The following is a 16235-nucleotide window of genomic DNA, read 5'->3' on the forward strand; positions in this document are numbered from 1 at the left end:
GTGGCAGTTAGCCGCCTTCGGGCCAAGTGTTGATTTGTGTCAGGTCGCACCTGAAGCGCGCTGAGCTTCCAATAATGCCTCAGCGCGGGCAGCGAGCCGCGCCTCGTGGTCTTCCCGGCTAATAGGGAAGCGCCCCAACCAGAACGCCGCAAGCAATGCGAGCACGGTTGTGGCGATGGCAAAGCTGACGATCATCGTGCTCAGCACTTCAAATGGGACAGTTGTGGGATTTGCTCCTTGTTCCAGCTGAGAAATGGCGATGATCTGTCCGGTCAGCGCTGCGCCAAGACCCGTTGCGCATTTCTGCACCAGCCAGTTGCCGGAATAGAACGAGCCTTCGGCGCGCCTGCCAGTGCGATCCTCGAACGCTTCGACAATTTCAGCAATCATGGAAGACGCGCTGATCATGATGATCACACCGAACATGTTCGCAAAGATCGTGAATGCAAAATACAGCAAGGTTGAACTGAACGTGCCCGCCGCTGGCCAGATGTCGGCCAGATAAAGCATGTAAGGCGCAAGGCCGAGTACCAAAGCGATAACCGCGCTGACTGAAGCGCTTTTCGGCTTGCCAAATTTGCGATGCATCGGCCCGACCAACATGAACATGCCCACCACCGAGATGCCAAGCACGAAGGGATAGGCGGTCAGCCCGTTGAGCCATGCGGGCGCCCATTCAAAGGACACGCGGTCCAATTGCCACACGAAGATATTGAGGTAGTTGGAAATAGAGAACGTCATCCCTTGGCTGACATAGGCGGCGAGACCTCCCGCTGCGAAGATGAGGAAGGCGCGCTCGCTGAACGCTTCCTTGATCTCGGCAAAAGCGTCTCTCAAACTGAAGGGTGCAGGCTTCTTCTCAGGCAAATGCGCGACAATTGAGTGTTGCCCGAATGCAGAACCCAGCACCGCAACCGCCATCAGGATCGCGCCAAACAAACCATAGGCTGGATAGCCTTCCTGCTGCAGCAATCCGTTCTCGCCCGGCATAAATACGGTGTAGGCCAGAACCATCATCAGGATGCCGCCCATCCAGCCTGACAAATAGCGATAGCGGAACAATGCGGTCCGCTCGTTATAATCAGAAGTCAGTTCGGGCACGAGGCTCGTGGAAGGCACTTCGCAAGCGGACAGCAGCAAGCGAACTGCAACCATCATCCCCAGTAGTCCGAGAGCGCTCGGTGCTTCACCCCCGGGCGGTGACCACAGCAATATCCAGAAGAACGCTAGGGGGACGGGCGCTGCGTAGAGCCATGGCAATCGTCTGCCCCATCGTGTGTAGGTACGGTCAGAAAGGTAGCCGATGATAGGATCGACGAAAGCGTCGATCAGCAAAGCTCCCAGCAGGATCAGACCGACTAGCCCTGCGTCCATTCCAAGAACTTGGCTGTAATAGAACAGCAGGAAAAACAGGAACCCGCCATCCTTGACTCCGAAGGCAACTGCGCCGAACCCATGGATGAGCTTCAGGCGCATAGGCAAAGGCCCGGAGACAAAGCTCACTTGGCGGCACCACTTAGGGCCGGTTTCGGCGCTATTGTCATCTCGAATTCCTCTCCGAAGATTCGCATTTCATTTTGCCACCAGCCTAGGGGAAGTGCGCTGTGCGTCAACGCTCAGCTCAATGACGCTACGGCATGGCGGAAGTCGCACGAGGCCCTTGCAGGGAGCTTCAAAATTCCGATAACGTAAACGTCAAGTCTGGAGACAATGAGAGGAGTTCCCCCGATGTCAGAAACAGCTGAACTGGCCGCCTTCCGCGAAGAAACGCGAAGCTGGCTCGAAGCCAATTGCCCCCCTGAAATGCGCAAACCCGTCCGCGACGAGGCAGACGTCTATTGGGGAGGTCGCCGCGCGACGTTCAAGAATGATGCGCAAAAGGCATGGTTCGAAGCAGCCGTGGAGAAGGGGTATACCGTTCCTGACTGGCCGAAGGATTATGGCGGAGCAGGTTTGAGCCCGGCAGAAGCCAAAATCCTGCGTCAGGAAATGGCAGCTATCGGCGCGCGCCCCCCGCTTTCCAGCTTCGGTATCTGGATGCTTGGCCCGGCGCTGCTGCATTTCGGCACGGAAGGCCAGAAGAAGCATTTTCTGAACCAGATTGCGCGCGGTGAGATTCGCTGGTGCCAGGGCTATTCGGAGCCAGGCAGCGGCTCTGACCTGGTTTCCATGCAGACATTCGGGGAAGACAAAGGCGACAATTGGGTCGTCAACGGTCAAAAGATCTGGACGTCGTACGCTGACGAAGCCGACTGGATTTTCTGCCTTGTCCGCACTGACAAGGAGAACAAGTATCAAGGCATCACCTTCATGCTGTTCGACATGGAGAGCGATGGGGTCACGACCAAGCCGATCAAGCTGATCAGCGGCAACTCGCCATTCTGCGAGACTTTCTTTGACGATGTGTCGGTTCCGAAAAGCTATGGCGAAGGTATTCCCGCCTATGTCGGCGAAATCAACCGTGGCTGGGATGTGGCAAAATATCTGCTCGGCCATGAGCGCGAGATGATTTCCGGCGCTGGCGGTGGCGGTTACACGTCTGCGATTGGCGCTGCCATGAAGCGCCAGAACGGAGAGCTGGACCCAGTCCTTCGCGCTGACCTTGCAATGTTCGACGTCGATGCGCTGGCCTATGCCTGCATGGGCGAGAAATTCCTCGATGAAGTCAAAGTCGGCAAGGCCCACCCGGCTCAGCCAAACATGATGAAATATGCCGGCACTGAGCTGAACAAGCGCCGCCACGAACTCATGATGACGGCTGGCGGCAGCCGTGCGCTTGAATGGGAAAGCGAAGAAACCGGCGGCGGCAAGGCTGCCCGCAATTGGCTTCGCACCAAGGCAAACTCAATCGAAGGCGGCACCAGCGAAGTCATGCTGAACGTCATTTCCAAACGCATTCTTGAGCTTCCGGGAGCCTGATCCATGCCACTTTACCACAATGAAGATCAGGCCATGCTCGCTGACAGCGCGAGCCAGTTCATGGCTGACGAAGGCGCGATCGCGAAGCAGCTGCGCCATTACCGCGACGGCAATTGCCCGGACGGTTTTGGTCACAAGCTGTGGCACCAGTTTGCCGAAATGGGCTTCACCGGCATCCTCGTCGCTGAAGAAGATGGCGGGCTTGGGATGGGCCATGTCGAAGCCGGCATCGTGCTTGAAGAGATCGGTCGCAACCTGTCTCCTTCGCCATTCCTTGTCAGTTCGGTTGTTGCAGCGACCGCGCTTGATGGCGCCAGCAGTGAGTTGAAACAGCGCTATCTGCCGGGGCTCGTGTCCGGCGAAGCGGTGTTCTCCGTTGCAATCGATGAAGGCAATAAACACCGCCCTGAAAACATTGCTTGCAAGGCCGAGAAGTCCGGCAACGGCTTCAAGCTTTCCGGCAAGAAGTCCTTCGCAATCCAGGCTGTTGCAGCCGACATGATTATCGTCGCCGCGCGAACATCAGGCGCGGACAATGACCGCGACGGGATCACGCTGTTTGCAGTGCCGAAAGATGCTGCAAACATGACGCAAGACCCGGTTCGTTTGGTCGACAGCTCGATGGCCTCACACATCACGTTCGACGGGGTCGAGCTTGATGGAGATGCGGTGATTGGCGAAGTCGATGGGGGCCGCGCACTGCTCGACAACATGCTTGCAGCGGGCCGGATTGGCTCAGCAGCTGAAGGCGTAGGCGTCGCCCGCGGCGCGATGGATATGACCGTCGATTACCTGAAGCAGCGCAAGCAGTTCGGCAAGCTGATCGGCGAGTTCCAGGCGCTTCAGCACCGCGCGGCGCATCTTTACTCCGAAGTCGAGATTGCACGTGCGGTTACGATCAAGGCACAGCAATTGCTCGACGCCAACCGCGGTGATGAACTTAGCCCCAAGGCTGACCTTATGGCGAGTGTTGCCAAGGCCAAGGTCGCGAAAGCAGCAGGCCTGGCGGTCAAGGAAGGCGTGCAGATGCATGGCGGGATCGGCATGACCGATGAATATGACATCGGCCTCTACATGAAGCGCGATCGTGCGCTCGCAGAGTTTATGGGCGATGCCTATTACCATGCGGGCCGTGTGGCCGAGCTGAGCGGTTACTAAAGGTTCAACGGGCTGGCTGAGCCAGCCCGCAAGGCCGACCGGCCGCCGGCCGTTAGGCCGCCCCCTCGGAGGCATCGGCCGAAAGAATTTCGTGCCGATAAGCCGCGAGAGAAAGGATATTATCATGATGAAACTGGAAGAACTGTTCGGTCTCCAAGGCCGCATCGCGCTCGTAACCGGCGGTAGCCGCGGCATTGGCAAGATGATCGTCGAAGGCTTGCTCGAAGCAGGTTGCGCTCGGGTCTATATCAGCGCGCGCAAGGTCCATGAGATCGAGGAAACTTGCAACGAGCTTGGCGACAAGGTCATCGGCATTCCTGCTGACCTCAGCCAGATGGACGGCATTCAGCGTCTCGCGGATGAGCTGGCGAGCCGCGAAGACAAGCTTGACTTGCTCGTCAACAATGCGGGTGCCGCATGGGGTGAGCCGTTCGACAAGTTCACCGAAGCCGGCTGGGACCGGACGATGGATTTGAACGTCAAGACGCCGTTCTTCCTGACGCAGAAGCTCGCCCCACTGTTGAGAGCGGCGGCTTCGCCCGAGCGTCCGGCCAAGGTCCTGATGATCGCATCGATCGATGGGATGAAGTCGAACCCTTGGCCGACTTACCCCTATCAGGCATCCAAAGCTGGTCTGATCCACCTGACGCGCCGGATGGCGGCAGAGCTCGTTGGCGACAATATCATCGTCAATGGCATTGGTCCGGGCGCCTTTCCTTCAGCCATGAACCGCGCAGCACGCGACAATGAGGAAATGGTCAAGAAAGGTATCCCTTCCAAGCGCGTCGGCGTGACAGAGGACATGGCCGCTGGTGCAATCTATTTGCTCAGCCGGGCTGGCGACTATGTGGTCGGAACGACAATCCCGATCGATGGCGGTGTTGTGAATGCCAATATCGGCGCGGGCAATTTCGTCGATCCCTCGGGCGGCTGATCTCATTAGTGTGCTCTCGCAAGAGCGGCACACTTCAATTGACGCTTCATCAGGCTCATTTTTGTGGGCCGCACCAGGCGGACAAGCCAACTCGCTTGGTCAAGAAAGCTGTGCGCTTTCTGCTCAGCCAAATGGCACGAAGCTAACTCCTGTTATCGCCAGGCCTCTTTCAGTCTTATCGTTCGAATTCTTGTTCACTTCAGCAAAGGACATGAGCGTCTCGACCTCGAAGCGCAGCTCCATCTCGCCCGCGGACGATTTAGGCACTTCAAAGGTGTACAGTATTCCTTCCCGGTACTTGAACTGGACCGGCTTCAAATCCACTTGTTTGTCGTCGAGGAAGACTTTCAGGACACTTTGCTGTTGATCGTGCACAAAACGATGGAGCGATATGAAGCCAGCCATCCGGCCAGAATAGTTTCTCTCAATTGTCAGGCTTGATGTGTTGGCGATGCTCCATCTGTGCCGTACTTTCGTCCGCTGAAGGTCGCTCCAACCATGGCCTGAAAACGGTTCGTCGACATTCCAACGCATGAATCCTGATTGGTTGATCGCGAGCGGGTTTAGCTTGGGCTTGGCCTTGATAGTCTGGCTGGCAATTCTCTCCTGAGCGTAGGCATATAGCTCCATATCAAGGGAATTCAGGTTCTTGATGGTGTCGATCAGTTCATCGCTCATTTCAGTTTCGCCCGCATAGGAGCGATTCTTGCCAAGCACTGTCGGCGTGCTGGGAAGACCGAAATGTGCGGCAAGGCTTTCAACAAATGTATCCAGATCCTCAGTCACGCCGATCACTGAGCAGCGATCGAGAAATTGCTTGGCAAGCTGTAGGTGCTGCTTGTCAGGCGTCGCGTCGACCTTAAAGTCCAGGCCGCATCCGTAATTGCGGGTTTGATAGTTTGCTGTGAAGAAGCGGCATTTGGGGGAATGCACGAATTGTTCGAATGTGAGCTCTTCATTCCGGACAAACTTGTGAGCTGGCGCTATTTCCGGCGCACGCATGAGATGCCAATAATGCGAGCGGACTCTGGCTACCGGGTGCCTTAAGAGGCCAATAATCTCATAACCATTTTGCGGTCCGAAAACGTCGGTAATCGCGTGAAAGAAGTGACCGCGAACAAACCGGACCATTTGTAGCCGGTCGAACGTGACGTCATTCAGTTCAGCCCAGGTCGACGCTTCATAGAGCACTTGCTCTTCGTGAAAAAAATCATGCAAATAGTTCGCGACCGTAGTCCCTCCGGTCTTCATGATGTGCGGGAACACAATCTTGGGCGGCGTGAAAGATTCCATGGGTTGGGGAGCCTTGTTTGATTTCGGGCTTAGGGCAGCTTTGAAGCGTTCAACGAGCTTAGCCATCGTTTATTCAACCATTTCCGTTCAACCAGGGGATGGGTGGCTTCCTGGTTCTTGGCCTATTCCATCAGTTCCCGCACAAACGGAATCAGGCCGGTCTGACGCTGGCGGCGCATGCGTTCAGCGGCAAGAATTTCGCGAACCTTTTCAAAACACGCGTCGAGATCATTGTTAATCACGACATATTCGTATTCCGCCCAGTGGCTGATCTCCGCCTTGGCACGCTCCATCCGGCTATCAATCACGTCGGGACTATCTGAAGCACGGGACTCTAGCCGCCTACGCAGCTCCTCAATGCTCGGCGGCAGGATGAAGACGGTGACGACGTCCTGATCATCCTTTTGTTTGAGCTGCTGTGTGCCTTGCCAGTCGATGTCGAACAGGAAATCCTGTCCGTCTTTCAAGGCTTTGCGGATCACGCCCTTCGGCGTGCCATAGCGGTGCCCGAAGACATGCGCCCATTCGTAAAAGTCGTCTTCCTCGACCATGCGATCGAATTCGGCATCTGAGACGAAGTAATAGTCTTCGCCATCCACTTCATTCGGACGAGGCGGACGAGTGGTCGCAGAGATGGAAAGCTTTATGTCCTCTTCCCGCTCCAGCAGCATGCGCGATATCGTTGTCTTGCCGGCGCCTGAAGGCGAAGACAGAATGAAGAGCAATCCGCGGCGGTGAAGCGTATCTTGGTCAGCCATGTGCGCTGTTGGCGCAAAGCGGGTCTGATAATCAAGGGGGAGCGCTGAACTCGGCGTTATTTTTCCTCGTCAAGCAAAGCGGCCCTGTGCCGCTCGCCAACCCGTTCTTCTATGCGCTGGGCCTGCTTCTTCGTCGCGCGCGTCTTTTTGCGATCTAGCGCCGATTTGGCCAGTAATGCACCGCCGACAAACACAGCGCCGGGTAAAGACCGCGATGCGATCTTGCTCGCGCCATAAAGCAAAAGCGTTTTGCCTATCGACCCCCGGCTGACCAATTGGTCAGCGCGATCGCGGTCAAACCGTTTGCGCGCCAAGGTCTTTTTCGCTGCTTCACGCGCAACACCGCTGATCGAACGGATTACGACGTCGGCAATCATCAGATTGGTCGCTGGATCGGTGCTAGGACCTGGAATTGTCTCAGGTTTTTTCAGAGGCTTGTCGCCTGCTTCTTGCGAGGCCTTATCCGGCATGGAACTTACTTCTTGCGCCCAAAGTCCACAGTTACGACATTTGAGCCGTCATCTGCGCCTTTTGGCGCATCGCCAACGCTTTCTGAGCCGTCATTTTCCGCATCATCGTGCGTTTCCGGAGCCATGTCCGGCACAGTCGCTTGAAATTGCAAGCCAAAATCTACCGCTGGATCGACAAACGCGGTGATCGCAGCGAAAGGAACGTCCAGCTTTGCAGGCACTTGGTTGAAGCTGAGGCCCACTCCAAAGCCATCCTCGCGCACTTCCAGATCCCAGAACTTGTTCTGCAGGACGATCGTCATTTCGTCCGGGAAGCGTTCCCGCAGGTGCGGCGGAATGGAAACACCGGCCGCGCCTGTCTTGAAAGTGATGTAAAAGTGATGATTTCCAGGCAGTTCGCTCCCGCCTTGCTCGATCTCACCGAGCACACGGCCGACCACGGCGCGCAGGGCTTCCTGCACGATTTCATCGTATGGGATCAGGCTATCTGGCGCATCTTCGCTCATAACGCCTCATAGGTGGCTACGGCAGCGGCGCGGGTCAAGCGATTATCCGCCGTAAACCGAGGATTGCGCGCGAATAGCGCAGAATGCTTGCACGCCGCCGCGCAGCATCTATAGCGCAACGCATTATGCGAATTGGCCGAATAGAGCGGAAAACCGCAGAAACTGCGATCGAGGTGGAAGTAAACCTCGATGGGACCGGCAGCTATGATGTGGCGACGGGTATTGGCTTTCTCGACCACATGGTGGAGCAATTTTCCAAGCATTCGCTGATTGATGTGAGCATGAAGGTCGATGGCGATTTGCATGTCGATCAGCATCACACCACCGAGGACTCCGCGCTTGCGCTGGGACAGGCGCTGGTCGATGCACTCGGCGACAAGGCGGGCATTGGCCGTTACGGAACGGCCTATTCGCCGATGGATGAGACACTGTCGCGCGTGACGCTCGATGTGTCAGGACGCCCTTATCTGGTCTGGAAAGCGGGTTTCACGCAGGAGAAACTGGGCGAGTGGGATACAGAGCTAATCGAGCACTGGTTCCACTCGGTCGCGCAGACCGCGGGCCTGACACTGCATGTCGAGCTGCTTTACGGCACCAACAACCATCACATTTGCGAGAGCATCTACAAAGGCTTTGCCCGCGCGATGCGGGCGGCGGTGGAGCTGGACCCGCGCAAAGGTGGTGCGATCCCGAGCACCAAGGGGCAGCTTGGTGGCTGAAAGTGTTGCGCTCGTGGACTACGGTGCGGGCAACCTTCATTCGGTGCATAACGCGCTGAAGAAATCGGGCGCTACGGTTGCGGTCACCGACAAGCCCGATGTCGTGCGCGCAGCTGAGCGTATCGTCTTACCCGGTGTCGGGAGCTTCAAGGCGTGTCTTCATGGTTTGCGCCGTATCTCCGGCATGATCGCAGCACTCGAAGAACGCGTGCTTGATAATGGAAAGCCATTTCTTGGCATCTGCGTGGGCATGCAGATGCTAGCGACCCGAGGTCTGGAACATGGAACCACTAAAGGGCTCGACTGGATTTCAGGCGAGGTCCGGCTGATCGAGCCTAGCGACCCCGCGATCAAGGTCCCGCATATGGGCTGGAATGATGTTGGGTTGATGCCGCATGCGAAAGGGCACCGTGTGCTTGAGGAAGGCGAAGCCTATTTCCTGCATTCCTACCACTTTTCAGCTGACGATCCGCACGATGTGCTGGCCATGACAGACCACGGTGAAGGGCTCGTCGCGGCGGTTGCGCGCGACAACATCATCGGGGTTCAATTTCATCCTGAAAAGAGCCAAGCCTATGGTTTGGCGACGCTGGAACGTTTCTTGGAGTGGAAACCATGATCATATTTCCAGCCATCGATCTTAAAGGCGGCGAAGTGGTGCGCCTCGCTGAGGGTGATATGAACCGTGCGACTGTCTACGGAGACAACCCGGCTGAACAGGCGATGATATTTGCAGAGGCCGGAGCGCAGCACCTGCATGTCGTGGATCTGGATGGCAGCTTTGCCGGTGAAGGCCGGAATGTCGAAGCGGTCAAAGCGATTGTCGAAACCTATTCGGGATATGTGCAATTGGGCGGCGGTATCCGCGATGCAAAGGCCGTCGAAAACTGGTTTAACCTGGGTGTCGCGCGTGTCGTGATGGGATCGGCAGCCCTCAAAGACCCTGAATTCGTCAAGGCGATGGCGAAAGAGTGGGAAGGCGGCATCGTGGTCGCGGTCGATGCGCGCGATGGCATGGTCGCAACCGAGGGTTGGGCGGAAGTGTCCGACGTTTCCGTTGTCGATCTCGCACGGCGTTTCGAGGATGCAGGCGTTGCCAGCCTGCTGTTCACGGATATTGGACGCGATGGCTTGCTCAAAGGCGTTAACATCGATGCTACAGTCGAACTGGCTCAACGGGTTGATATTCCCGTAATTGCCAGCGGCGGGGTCAAGGGCCTCGACGACATTCACGTGCTTTCGCTTCACGCGCATGAAGGGATCGAAGGCGTGATAACAGGTCGCGCGCTCTATGAAGGCAAGCTCGACTTGGCGACGGCGATTGCGATGGGAGCGCGAGCATGAGCCTCGCGATCATTATTGGTATTGTGATCGGGATTCTTGTGATCCTCGGTCTGGTTGGCAAATATGGAGACAGCGCGAGCGTCGTTGTGACCGGACGAGGTGTGATCAAGACACACAATGTCGAAGCTCGTTTTCGCAGCGGGACAATGTATCACGGCAAGCTTGGCCAGGACCGCTGGAGCGATGGCCAAGAGCGTTTCAGTCTAAGGCTGAACAAATTGACTGCGGATCACGACGGAACACTTCGTCTTTTCCGCAATGGCGATGAGGTATCGGAGTTCGAGATAACTGACAGTGCAATCAGCTTTCGCTGGAAAGGCATCAGTAGCGACGCCATCCCGCAATTCGATATCGGCGATCAGCTGCGGGTTGAGGTCGGCTCGATGTCGCTTAATGCAATTGTCGAGGCAGACTAAGTGATCCGGTTGATTGCCTTCCTGTTTTTGGGTCTCACGTTTCTTGCAGGGATCACCGTCGCAACCATCGAATATGCGCTCATCAATTGCGTGATTTTCTGCGCGCTTGCGCTTGGCGTCATTCGTTTCATTGAGCCGCGCTATGGCGAACAAGGACTGGTTTACGGCATGGCGGGCGCTTTCTTCGTGTCATTCCTATGGCCTTATGCGCTTATCATTTCTCGAATGGGATCGGGCTGTGTCGGAGACGAGTGTCTGGCAGCAGAGCCGCCTGCATCGCAGTCGCCATCAGGGGCCTCGTCATGACAGTTCGTATCCGCGTCATCCCTTGTCTTGATGTGGCGGATGGCCGCGTCGTCAAAGGCGTGAACTTTGTCGATCTGAAGGATGCAGGTGATCCGGTCGAGCAGGCTCAGGCCTATGATGCCGCTGGCGCAGACGAGCTGTGTTTCCTCGATATTTCCGCAAGCCATGAGGGACGCGGCACGCTTCTCGACATCGTCAAGCGCACGGCAGAAGTCTGCTTTATGCCGCTGACCGTGGGCGGCGGGGTGCGCAGCGTCGAGGACGCGCGCGCGCTCTTGCTGGCAGGAGCGGATAAAGTCGCAATCAATTCAGCGGCCGTTGCGCGGCCGGAACTTGTGGCTGAAATCGCCGAGAAGTTCGGCAGCCAATGCGTTGTAGCGAGCGTCGATGCGCGCCGCACTGCTGATGGCAAGTGGGAAATCTTCACGCACGGAGGCCGCAAGCCAACCGGGATTGATGCTGTCGAATACTCCAAGAAGGTCGCAGAGCTAGGCGCAGGCGAGCTGCTCGTCACATCGATGGACGGTGACGGGACGCAGGCGGGGTATGATTTGGAATTGACGCGTACCATTGCCGATGCAGTCAGCGTGCCCGTGGTTGCAAGCGGCGGGGTAGGCAATTTGCAGCATTTGGTCGATGGAGTGACTGAGGGCCATGCCAGCGCAGTGCTGGCGGCCAGCATCTTCCACTTCGGCACGCACACGATTTCCGAAGCGCATGACGCGCTGAGGGCTGCTGGCTTGCCAGCGCGCGGCGTTTGAGCAAGGACTAGCGGCATGGACACACTTCAACGTCTCGAACAGGTCATCGCTGAACGGCGCAGCGCTTCGCCCGACAGTTCCTATGTCGCAAAGCTCAACGCCAAGGGCATCGAGAAGATCGCGCAAAAGCTGGGTGAAGAAGCCACGGAAACTGTGATCGCTTCGCTTTCAGGAAGCCGCGAAGAAGTTGTTGGGGAGAGCGCCGACTTGCTGTTCCATCTGCTTGTGCTGTTGCAAGCGCGCCGGATCACACTTGAGGAAGTAATGGCTGAACTTGACCGGCGCGAAGGCGTGTCGGGCCTCGATGAAAAAGCGAGCAGGAGCGCCAAGGAATAGGAGACTCTGATGCCAATCGATCCCACCTTGCCGTATGATGACAACAACATTTTCGCGAAGATCCTGCGCGGCGAGATTCCGTCCACCAAGGTCTATGAAGACGAATGGTCTTACGCCTTTGAAGACATCAATCCGCAGGCCGAGATCCACACGCTGGTCATCCCCAAGGGGCGCTATGTCAGCTGGGATGATTTCTCCACCAAGGCCAGTGCGGAAGAGATCGCTGGGTTTGTGCGTGCCGTTGGCGAAGTCGCGCGCATGAAGGGACTTGTCGAGCCAGGCTACCGGATGATGGCGAATATCGGCGCGCATGGCGGTCAGGAAGTGCCGCATCTGCATGTACACATCTTTGGCGGTGAGCCATTGGGCCCGATGATCTGGAAACGCTGATCGACCGCTATTGGTCGCGCCTGCGACTCGTTTCACCGCCGTTCAGCTAACTGAGAGCAAACGCAGCTTTGCAGCGATTCACCGCTGCGCTAGAGCGTGCGTCGCATGAATATGCCTACTCCTCCCGGCGGAATTCTCGATGGCGCGCGCCATCTCTATGCAGTGCGCGTCTATTACGAGGACACCGACCTTTCAGGGATCACCTATCACGCGAATTATCTGCGCTGGTTTGAACGTGCCCGTTCGGACTTGCTGCGTGTTCTCGAGATCGACCAGCGAGAAGCAATCGAGGCAGGCGCGGGTGCTTACGCTGTCGCAGAGATGAACCTCAAATATTTGCAGCCGGCGAAGCTTGATGACGATGTGGTGATCGAGACTATTTGTACTGAGCTAGGCGCTGCCAGCTGCCGCATGCATCAATGGGCGAGACGCGACGACGATGTGCTTTGCGAAGCTGAGCTCCGCGTAGGGTTCGTCCATCCTTCAGGGCGGCCCGTGCGCCAACCTGCTGATTGGCGCGCTGCGTTCAAGAATTTCATGGAAAGATAAGGCGATAATGACGTTTTCAACTGACATTCTGGCGGCAGCTGCTGGGTCGACCCGGCTCGATCCGCTCGACCTGTTCCTGCAAGCCGACATAGTTGTTCAGGCCGTCATGCTCGGCCTCGTGCTGGCGAGTATCTGGGTCTGGATGATCATTGTCTCGTTTGTCCTTCGGATGAAAAAGCTCGAACGCGCGGCGGACACTTACGAAGCAGATTTCTGGCAGGCACGCGATCAGGAGGCAGTGCTGGGTCCGGCCTCAACGAGCGATTACCCGTCTGCTCGTGTTGCTGCAGCCGGTTTCAACGAATGGAAGGAAAGCGCGAAAGCAGGCAAGATTGACCGCGACGGCGTTCGCCAACGCGCGGCGACTGCGATGGAAGGGCAAGTTGCTGAGGAGGCGGACAAACTTGCGGAACGACTGACATTCCTTGCGACGACTGGGTCTGTTGCGCCTTTCGTAGGTCTGTTCGGCACGGTCTGGGGGATCATGAACAGCTTCTTCCAGATTGGCGCGCAGGAAAGCTCTTCACTAGCGGTGGTCGCACCAGGTATCTCTGAAGCGTTGTTCGCTACTGCCATTGGCCTGTTCGCCGCAATCCCTGCAGTGATCGCTTACAACCGCTTCAGCAATGACGTGAACCGCTTCGAAGCGCGGCTCCAGCGTTTCGCGGACAAGGTCCATGCTGGCCTTAGCCGTGAACTGGACAAGAGCTGATGGGCATGGGTCTGGCCTCTTCGGGACGGCGCGCTCGCGGCAGCAAGCGTGCGCCTATGGCGGAGATCAACGTAACGCCCTTCGTTGACGTGATGCTGGTGCTCCTCATCATCTGCATGGTGACCGCACCTTTGCTTGCTTCTGGAGTGCCGGTCGATTTGCCGGAAAGCCGCGCCAATCCGATCGACCAGACGCCTGAACAAGTGACTGTATCGATCGACAATACCGGCGTGATTTTCGTTGAGGATGCGGCTGTGCCTGATGGTGAGCTTGCAGCAACGCTTGCGCAGATCGAGCCTCGCGCGGATGGTCAGCCGCCGATCGTCGTGCTGCGCGGCGATCAGGCGCTGCAATATGCCCGTGTCATGGCGGTCATGGGCGAGCTTAATCGGGCAGGGTTCAACCAGATCACATTGGTCACAGACGGTTCATCCGCCTCGCCATAATTCTTGAGACAAGCATGCAAGCAATAGCTGCCAATAGAGAGGAACGGATCGGGCTCGGCGTTGCGCTGGGGCTGCACTTGGCGCTTGTGCTTGTATTTCTGATTCAGCCTTCGCGCGGCGAGATTATGCCTCTGCCAGAGCGAATGACAGTCAGCCTTGCAAGCAATGTCGGGTTGGAAGACACAGCGCCTGCGATCGTTCCGGAAAGCCGGGCTGCAATTGCATCAGAGCTTGCCGATACAGTCACGGCCCCTGCGCCAGAAGACGTGCCGGATGTGACGCGCAGCCCAGATACGACCCCGACCACGACCACCACTGCAACCCGCCCACAGCCGCGTACCAACGAAGCGCCGCCAGAGCGCAGCACGGGCAGCCGCATCGGCGACAACTTCCTCACTGGATCTGGCGATTCCACTTCAAGCGAAGACGCGCGTATTCCCGCAAGCCAGATCGGCGCAAGCGCGCAAGCCTCGCTGCGTCAGGCTATCTCTCGTCAGATCAAGCCGCACTGGAACGCGCCGTCGGGCTTGGATGCAGAGCAGCTGATTACTATTCTTGCATTCCGCTTGAATGAGGATGGCACGCTTGCCGGGCGTCCGCGGGTGGTACGACAAGCCGGGATAAACGCTTCAAACCGGCCGCAAGCCGATTTGCATGCTGAGCGCGCCATTCGTGCAGTTCAACGTGCGGCACCCTTCGACTTGCCGCCCGAATATTACAACGCCTGGCGCAATGTGTCTGAATGGCGTTTCGACAGAAGGCTTTAACGCATGAAGAAACTTATCCTGCTTGTTGTTGCTCTGATTGCATCGCCGTTGGCTGCGCAAAATCAGGATCTGAGCACTCCGGCGCCTGAAGGCGGTGAAGTCGAGACGGTCTTTGAAGATGAAGAAACGGGCGGCCTTACAGGTTCGACAACCGACGAAAGCGACTGGCAGGATCTGACCATCGCTATTCCCGGCTTTGCGACGGACCGCGATGTGCCAACCGCCGCCAGCAATGACGGTACGGCCGGCCTTGGCAAAGACATTGCGCGCGTCATTACCGCTAACTTGCGCAATAACGGCCTGTTCCAGCCCATCGGACCCGATCAGCTGCCGCAGCCCGGCTTCCCACAAATCTCAAGCCCGGCCTGGGGCACTTGGGCCGGACGCGGCAATGAGATGCTCGTTCATGGTTATGTCCAAGGCCGCGCGGATGGCCGGCTGGTCGTCGGTTGCTATCTCTATGATGTGGCTTTGCAAGACGAGCTCATCCGAGAAGGTTGGGTGGTCCCAGCAGCGGACTGGCGCCGCGCCGCGCATAAGTGCTCAGACTTGATCTATTCTCGTCTTACCGGCGAAAGCCCGTTCTTCGACAGCCGGATCGCTTACATTGCCGAGACCGGTCCCAAGGAAAAACGCGTCAAACGCCTCGCGATCATGGATAGCGATGGTGCGAACCATCGTTTCCTGACGCTGGGCAGCGCAACTGCGCTCACCCCGCGCTATTCGCCTGATTACAAGAAGCTGCTCTACCTGTCTTATGTCGATGGAAACCCGCGCATTTATGTCTACGACATCGGCACCGGGCGGCAGCAGCTGGTGGCAGAGACAGGGAACCCGACGCTCGCCCCACGCTGGTCCCCAGATGGCCGCTCCATCCTCTATTCCATGGCGGTTGGCGGCAACACAGACATCTATCGCGTACCTGCAACAGGCGGGCAAAGCGTACGGCTGACCAACACGCCGGGTATCGATATTGGAGGTTCCTACTCACCTGATGGCAGCAAGATCGTGTTCGAGAGCGATCGCTCAGGCAGCCAGCAATGTTATGTCATGAATGCCGACGGCACTGGTCAGCGGCGTATTTCGTTCCATGGCGGACGCTGCGCAACGCCGGAATGGAGCCCGCGTGGCGACCAGATCGCGTTCACGCGTATCGCGGGCGATTTCAACATTGCGGTGATGGAGCCAAGCGGCCGTAACCTCCGCATCCTGACGCGCGGCTGGCAGGACGAAGCCCCGACATGGGCGCCTAATGGACGCATCATTCAGTTCTTCCGCACCGAGCGAAATTCGGGGCGGACCGCTTTGCACCAGGTCGATTTGACCGGGCGTAACGAAAGGAAACTCAGGACGCCGGTGGACGCGTCTGATCCGGCCTGGGGACCGATCCTCCCCTGAAACGTGCTATAACCGCGTATGGGCGAATCCCCTGAACAAGCCCGCGCCTTCAT

21 protein-coding genes are annotated in these 16235 nt (G+C 57.5%); 16 read left to right on the forward strand and 5 right to left on the reverse strand.

The features are described 5' to 3' along the window. Positions 1-39: 39 nt before the first annotated feature. Complete coding sequence (locus tag HUO12_RS13725; protein WP_217905204.1) at positions 40-1476, reverse strand: MFS transporter; 1437 nt, start codon at positions 1474-1476, stop codon at positions 40-42. 252 nt (positions 1477-1728) lie between these two features. Here HUO12_RS13725 and HUO12_RS13730 point away from each other — a divergent pair, with 252 nt between their 5' ends. The 3 genes from HUO12_RS13730 to HUO12_RS13740 all read left to right on the forward strand — a co-directional run bounded on the left by HUO12_RS13730 (position 1729) and on the right by HUO12_RS13740 (position 5011). Then, positions 1729-2919 (forward strand): acyl-CoA dehydrogenase family protein, encoded by a 1191-nt coding sequence (locus HUO12_RS13730; protein ID WP_176274124.1) that lies wholly within the window; start codon positions 1729-1731, stop codon positions 2917-2919. 3 nt (positions 2920-2922) lie between these two features. After that, positions 2923-4077 carry an acyl-CoA dehydrogenase family protein gene (locus tag HUO12_RS13735; RefSeq protein WP_176274125.1) on the forward strand — a complete coding sequence of 385 codons (1155 nt, stop codon included), beginning with the start codon at positions 2923-2925 and terminating at the stop codon, positions 4075-4077. A 127-nt stretch (positions 4078-4204) separates the two neighbouring features. Further along, positions 4205-5011 carry an SDR family NAD(P)-dependent oxidoreductase gene (locus HUO12_RS13740; RefSeq protein WP_176274477.1) on the forward strand — a complete coding sequence of 269 codons (807 nt, stop codon included), beginning with the start codon at positions 4205-4207 and terminating at the stop codon, positions 5009-5011. Between the two features lie 123 nt (positions 5012-5134). On the opposite strand, the gene HUO12_RS13745 is transcribed toward HUO12_RS13740, so the two are convergent. From HUO12_RS13745 to HUO12_RS13760, 4 genes are all read right to left on the reverse strand, one after another. Continuing rightward, complete coding sequence (locus tag HUO12_RS13745) at positions 5135-6304, reverse strand: sulfotransferase family 2 domain-containing protein (RefSeq protein ID WP_176274126.1); 1170 nt, start codon at positions 6302-6304, stop codon at positions 5135-5137. 122 nt (positions 6305-6426) lie between these two features. Then, positions 6427-7062, reverse strand: coding sequence for a guanylate kinase (gmk, locus tag HUO12_RS13750; protein WP_176274127.1), 636 nt, complete (start codon positions 7060-7062; stop codon positions 6427-6429). A 56-nt stretch (positions 7063-7118) separates the two neighbouring features. Next, positions 7119-7532 carry a hypothetical protein gene (locus HUO12_RS13755; RefSeq protein ID WP_176274128.1) on the reverse strand — a complete coding sequence of 138 codons (414 nt, stop codon included), beginning with the start codon at positions 7530-7532 and terminating at the stop codon, positions 7119-7121. Positions 7533-7537: 5 nt separating this feature from the next. Further along, positions 7538-8038, reverse strand: a complete 501-nt coding sequence (locus HUO12_RS13760) for an SspB family protein (protein ID WP_176274129.1) — start codon at positions 8036-8038, stop codon at positions 7538-7540. Positions 8039-8163: 125 nt separating this feature from the next. On the opposite strand from HUO12_RS13760, the gene hisB reads away from it, so the two are divergent. The 13 genes from hisB (at position 8164) to tolB (ending at position 16182) form a co-directional block, all read left to right on the forward strand. Continuing rightward, positions 8164-8757: an imidazoleglycerol-phosphate dehydratase HisB gene (hisB, locus tag HUO12_RS13765; protein WP_176274478.1), complete on the forward strand. Its 594-nt coding sequence runs from the start codon at positions 8164-8166 to the stop codon at positions 8755-8757. After that, positions 8750-9376, forward strand: a complete 627-nt coding sequence (gene hisH / locus HUO12_RS13770; RefSeq protein WP_176274130.1) for an imidazole glycerol phosphate synthase subunit HisH — start codon at positions 8750-8752, stop codon at positions 9374-9376. The genes hisB and hisH overlap by 8 nt, the downstream gene beginning before the upstream one ends. Further along, entirely contained in the window at positions 9373-10101 is a 729-nt protein-coding gene (gene hisA, locus HUO12_RS13775) for a 1-(5-phosphoribosyl)-5-[(5-phosphoribosylamino)methylideneamino]imidazole-4-carboxamide isomerase (RefSeq protein WP_176274131.1), read from the forward strand. The genes hisH and hisA overlap by 4 nt, the downstream gene beginning before the upstream one ends. Then, positions 10098-10517, forward strand: a complete 420-nt coding sequence (locus HUO12_RS13780) for a hypothetical protein (protein WP_176274132.1) — start codon at positions 10098-10100, stop codon at positions 10515-10517. Before hisA ends, HUO12_RS13780 begins: the two co-directional genes overlap by 4 nt. Beyond that, positions 10518-10823 carry a hypothetical protein gene (locus tag HUO12_RS13785; protein ID WP_176274133.1) on the forward strand — a complete coding sequence of 102 codons (306 nt, stop codon included), beginning with the start codon at positions 10518-10520 and terminating at the stop codon, positions 10821-10823. Further along, entirely contained in the window at positions 10820-11584 is a 765-nt protein-coding gene (gene hisF, locus HUO12_RS13790) for an imidazole glycerol phosphate synthase subunit HisF (protein ID WP_176274134.1), read from the forward strand. The genes HUO12_RS13785 and hisF overlap by 4 nt, the downstream gene beginning before the upstream one ends. 15 nt (positions 11585-11599) lie before the next feature. Continuing rightward, positions 11600-11920 carry a phosphoribosyl-ATP diphosphatase gene (locus HUO12_RS13795; protein ID WP_176274135.1) on the forward strand — a complete coding sequence of 107 codons (321 nt, stop codon included), beginning with the start codon at positions 11600-11602 and terminating at the stop codon, positions 11918-11920. Positions 11921-11929: 9 nt separating this feature from the next. Next, positions 11930-12310, forward strand: a complete 381-nt coding sequence (locus HUO12_RS13800) for a histidine triad nucleotide-binding protein (RefSeq protein WP_176274136.1) — start codon at positions 11930-11932, stop codon at positions 12308-12310. Between the two features lie 105 nt (positions 12311-12415). Continuing rightward, positions 12416-12859: a YbgC/FadM family acyl-CoA thioesterase gene (locus HUO12_RS13805; RefSeq protein WP_176274137.1), complete on the forward strand. Its 444-nt coding sequence runs from the start codon at positions 12416-12418 to the stop codon at positions 12857-12859. 7 nt (positions 12860-12866) lie between these two features. Beyond that, a complete protein-coding gene (gene tolQ / locus HUO12_RS13810) occupies positions 12867-13571 on the forward strand; it encodes a protein TolQ (protein ID WP_176274138.1) in 705 nt (234 codons plus the stop codon). Continuing rightward, on the forward strand, positions 13571-14017 hold the full coding sequence (locus tag HUO12_RS13815; RefSeq protein WP_176274139.1) for an ExbD/TolR family protein: 447 nt from the start codon (positions 13571-13573) through the stop codon (positions 14015-14017). Before tolQ ends, HUO12_RS13815 begins: the two co-directional genes overlap by 1 nt. Before the next feature lie 14 nt (positions 14018-14031). Beyond that, a complete protein-coding gene (locus HUO12_RS13820) occupies positions 14032-14784 on the forward strand; it encodes an energy transducer TonB (RefSeq protein WP_176274140.1) in 753 nt (250 codons plus the stop codon). Positions 14785-14787: 3 nt separating this feature from the next. After that, positions 14788-16182, forward strand: a complete 1395-nt coding sequence (gene tolB / locus HUO12_RS13825) for a Tol-Pal system beta propeller repeat protein TolB (RefSeq protein ID WP_176274141.1) — start codon at positions 14788-14790, stop codon at positions 16180-16182. Positions 16183-16235: the final 53 nt, after the last annotated feature.

Source organism: Altererythrobacter lutimaris, from assembly GCF_013371495.1.
In the GTDB taxonomy this organism is placed as follows: domain Bacteria; phylum Pseudomonadota; class Alphaproteobacteria; order Sphingomonadales; family Sphingomonadaceae; genus Erythrobacter; species Erythrobacter lutimaris_A.

Bases quoted from the DNA above. Each gene is read 5' to 3' on its own strand.
- HUO12_RS13725 (WP_217905204.1), bottom strand. From the start codon at position 1,476: ATGCGCCTGAAGCTCATCCATGGGTTCGGCGCAGTTGCCTTCGGAGTC.
- HUO12_RS13730 (WP_176274124.1), top strand. From the start codon at position 1,729: ATGTCAGAAACAGCTGAACTGGCCGCCTTCCGCGAAGAAACGCGAAGC.
- HUO12_RS13735 (WP_176274125.1), top strand. From the start codon at position 2,923: ATGCCACTTTACCACAATGAAGATCAGGCCATGCTCGCTGACAGCGCG.
- HUO12_RS13740 (WP_176274477.1), top strand. From the start codon at position 4,205: ATGAAACTGGAAGAACTGTTCGGTCTCCAAGGCCGCATCGCGCTCGTA.
- HUO12_RS13745 (WP_176274126.1), bottom strand. From the start codon at position 6,304: ATGGAATCTTTCACGCCGCCCAAGATTGTGTTCCCGCACATCATGAAG.
- gmk (WP_176274127.1), bottom strand. From the start codon at position 7,062: ATGGCTGACCAAGATACGCTTCACCGCCGCGGATTGCTCTTCATTCTG.
- HUO12_RS13755 (WP_176274128.1), bottom strand. From the start codon at position 7,532: ATGCCGGATAAGGCCTCGCAAGAAGCAGGCGACAAGCCTCTGAAAAAA.
- HUO12_RS13760 (WP_176274129.1), bottom strand. From the start codon at position 8,038: ATGAGCGAAGATGCGCCAGATAGCCTGATCCCATACGATGAAATCGTG.
- hisB (WP_176274478.1), top strand. From the start codon at position 8,164: ATGCGAATTGGCCGAATAGAGCGGAAAACCGCAGAAACTGCGATCGAG.
- hisA (WP_176274131.1), top strand. From the start codon at position 9,373: ATGATCATATTTCCAGCCATCGATCTTAAAGGCGGCGAAGTGGTGCGC.
- HUO12_RS13780 (WP_176274132.1), top strand. From the start codon at position 10,098: ATGAGCCTCGCGATCATTATTGGTATTGTGATCGGGATTCTTGTGATC.
- hisF (WP_176274134.1), top strand. From the start codon at position 10,820: ATGACAGTTCGTATCCGCGTCATCCCTTGTCTTGATGTGGCGGATGGC.
- HUO12_RS13795 (WP_176274135.1), top strand. From the start codon at position 11,600: ATGGACACACTTCAACGTCTCGAACAGGTCATCGCTGAACGGCGCAGC.
- HUO12_RS13800 (WP_176274136.1), top strand. From the start codon at position 11,930: ATGCCAATCGATCCCACCTTGCCGTATGATGACAACAACATTTTCGCG.
- HUO12_RS13805 (WP_176274137.1), top strand. From the start codon at position 12,416: ATGAATATGCCTACTCCTCCCGGCGGAATTCTCGATGGCGCGCGCCAT.
- tolQ (WP_176274138.1), top strand. From the start codon at position 12,867: ATGACGTTTTCAACTGACATTCTGGCGGCAGCTGCTGGGTCGACCCGG.
- HUO12_RS13815 (WP_176274139.1), top strand. From the start codon at position 13,571: ATGGGCATGGGTCTGGCCTCTTCGGGACGGCGCGCTCGCGGCAGCAAG.
- HUO12_RS13820 (WP_176274140.1), top strand. From the start codon at position 14,032: ATGCAAGCAATAGCTGCCAATAGAGAGGAACGGATCGGGCTCGGCGTT.
- tolB (WP_176274141.1), top strand. From the start codon at position 14,788: ATGAAGAAACTTATCCTGCTTGTTGTTGCTCTGATTGCATCGCCGTTG.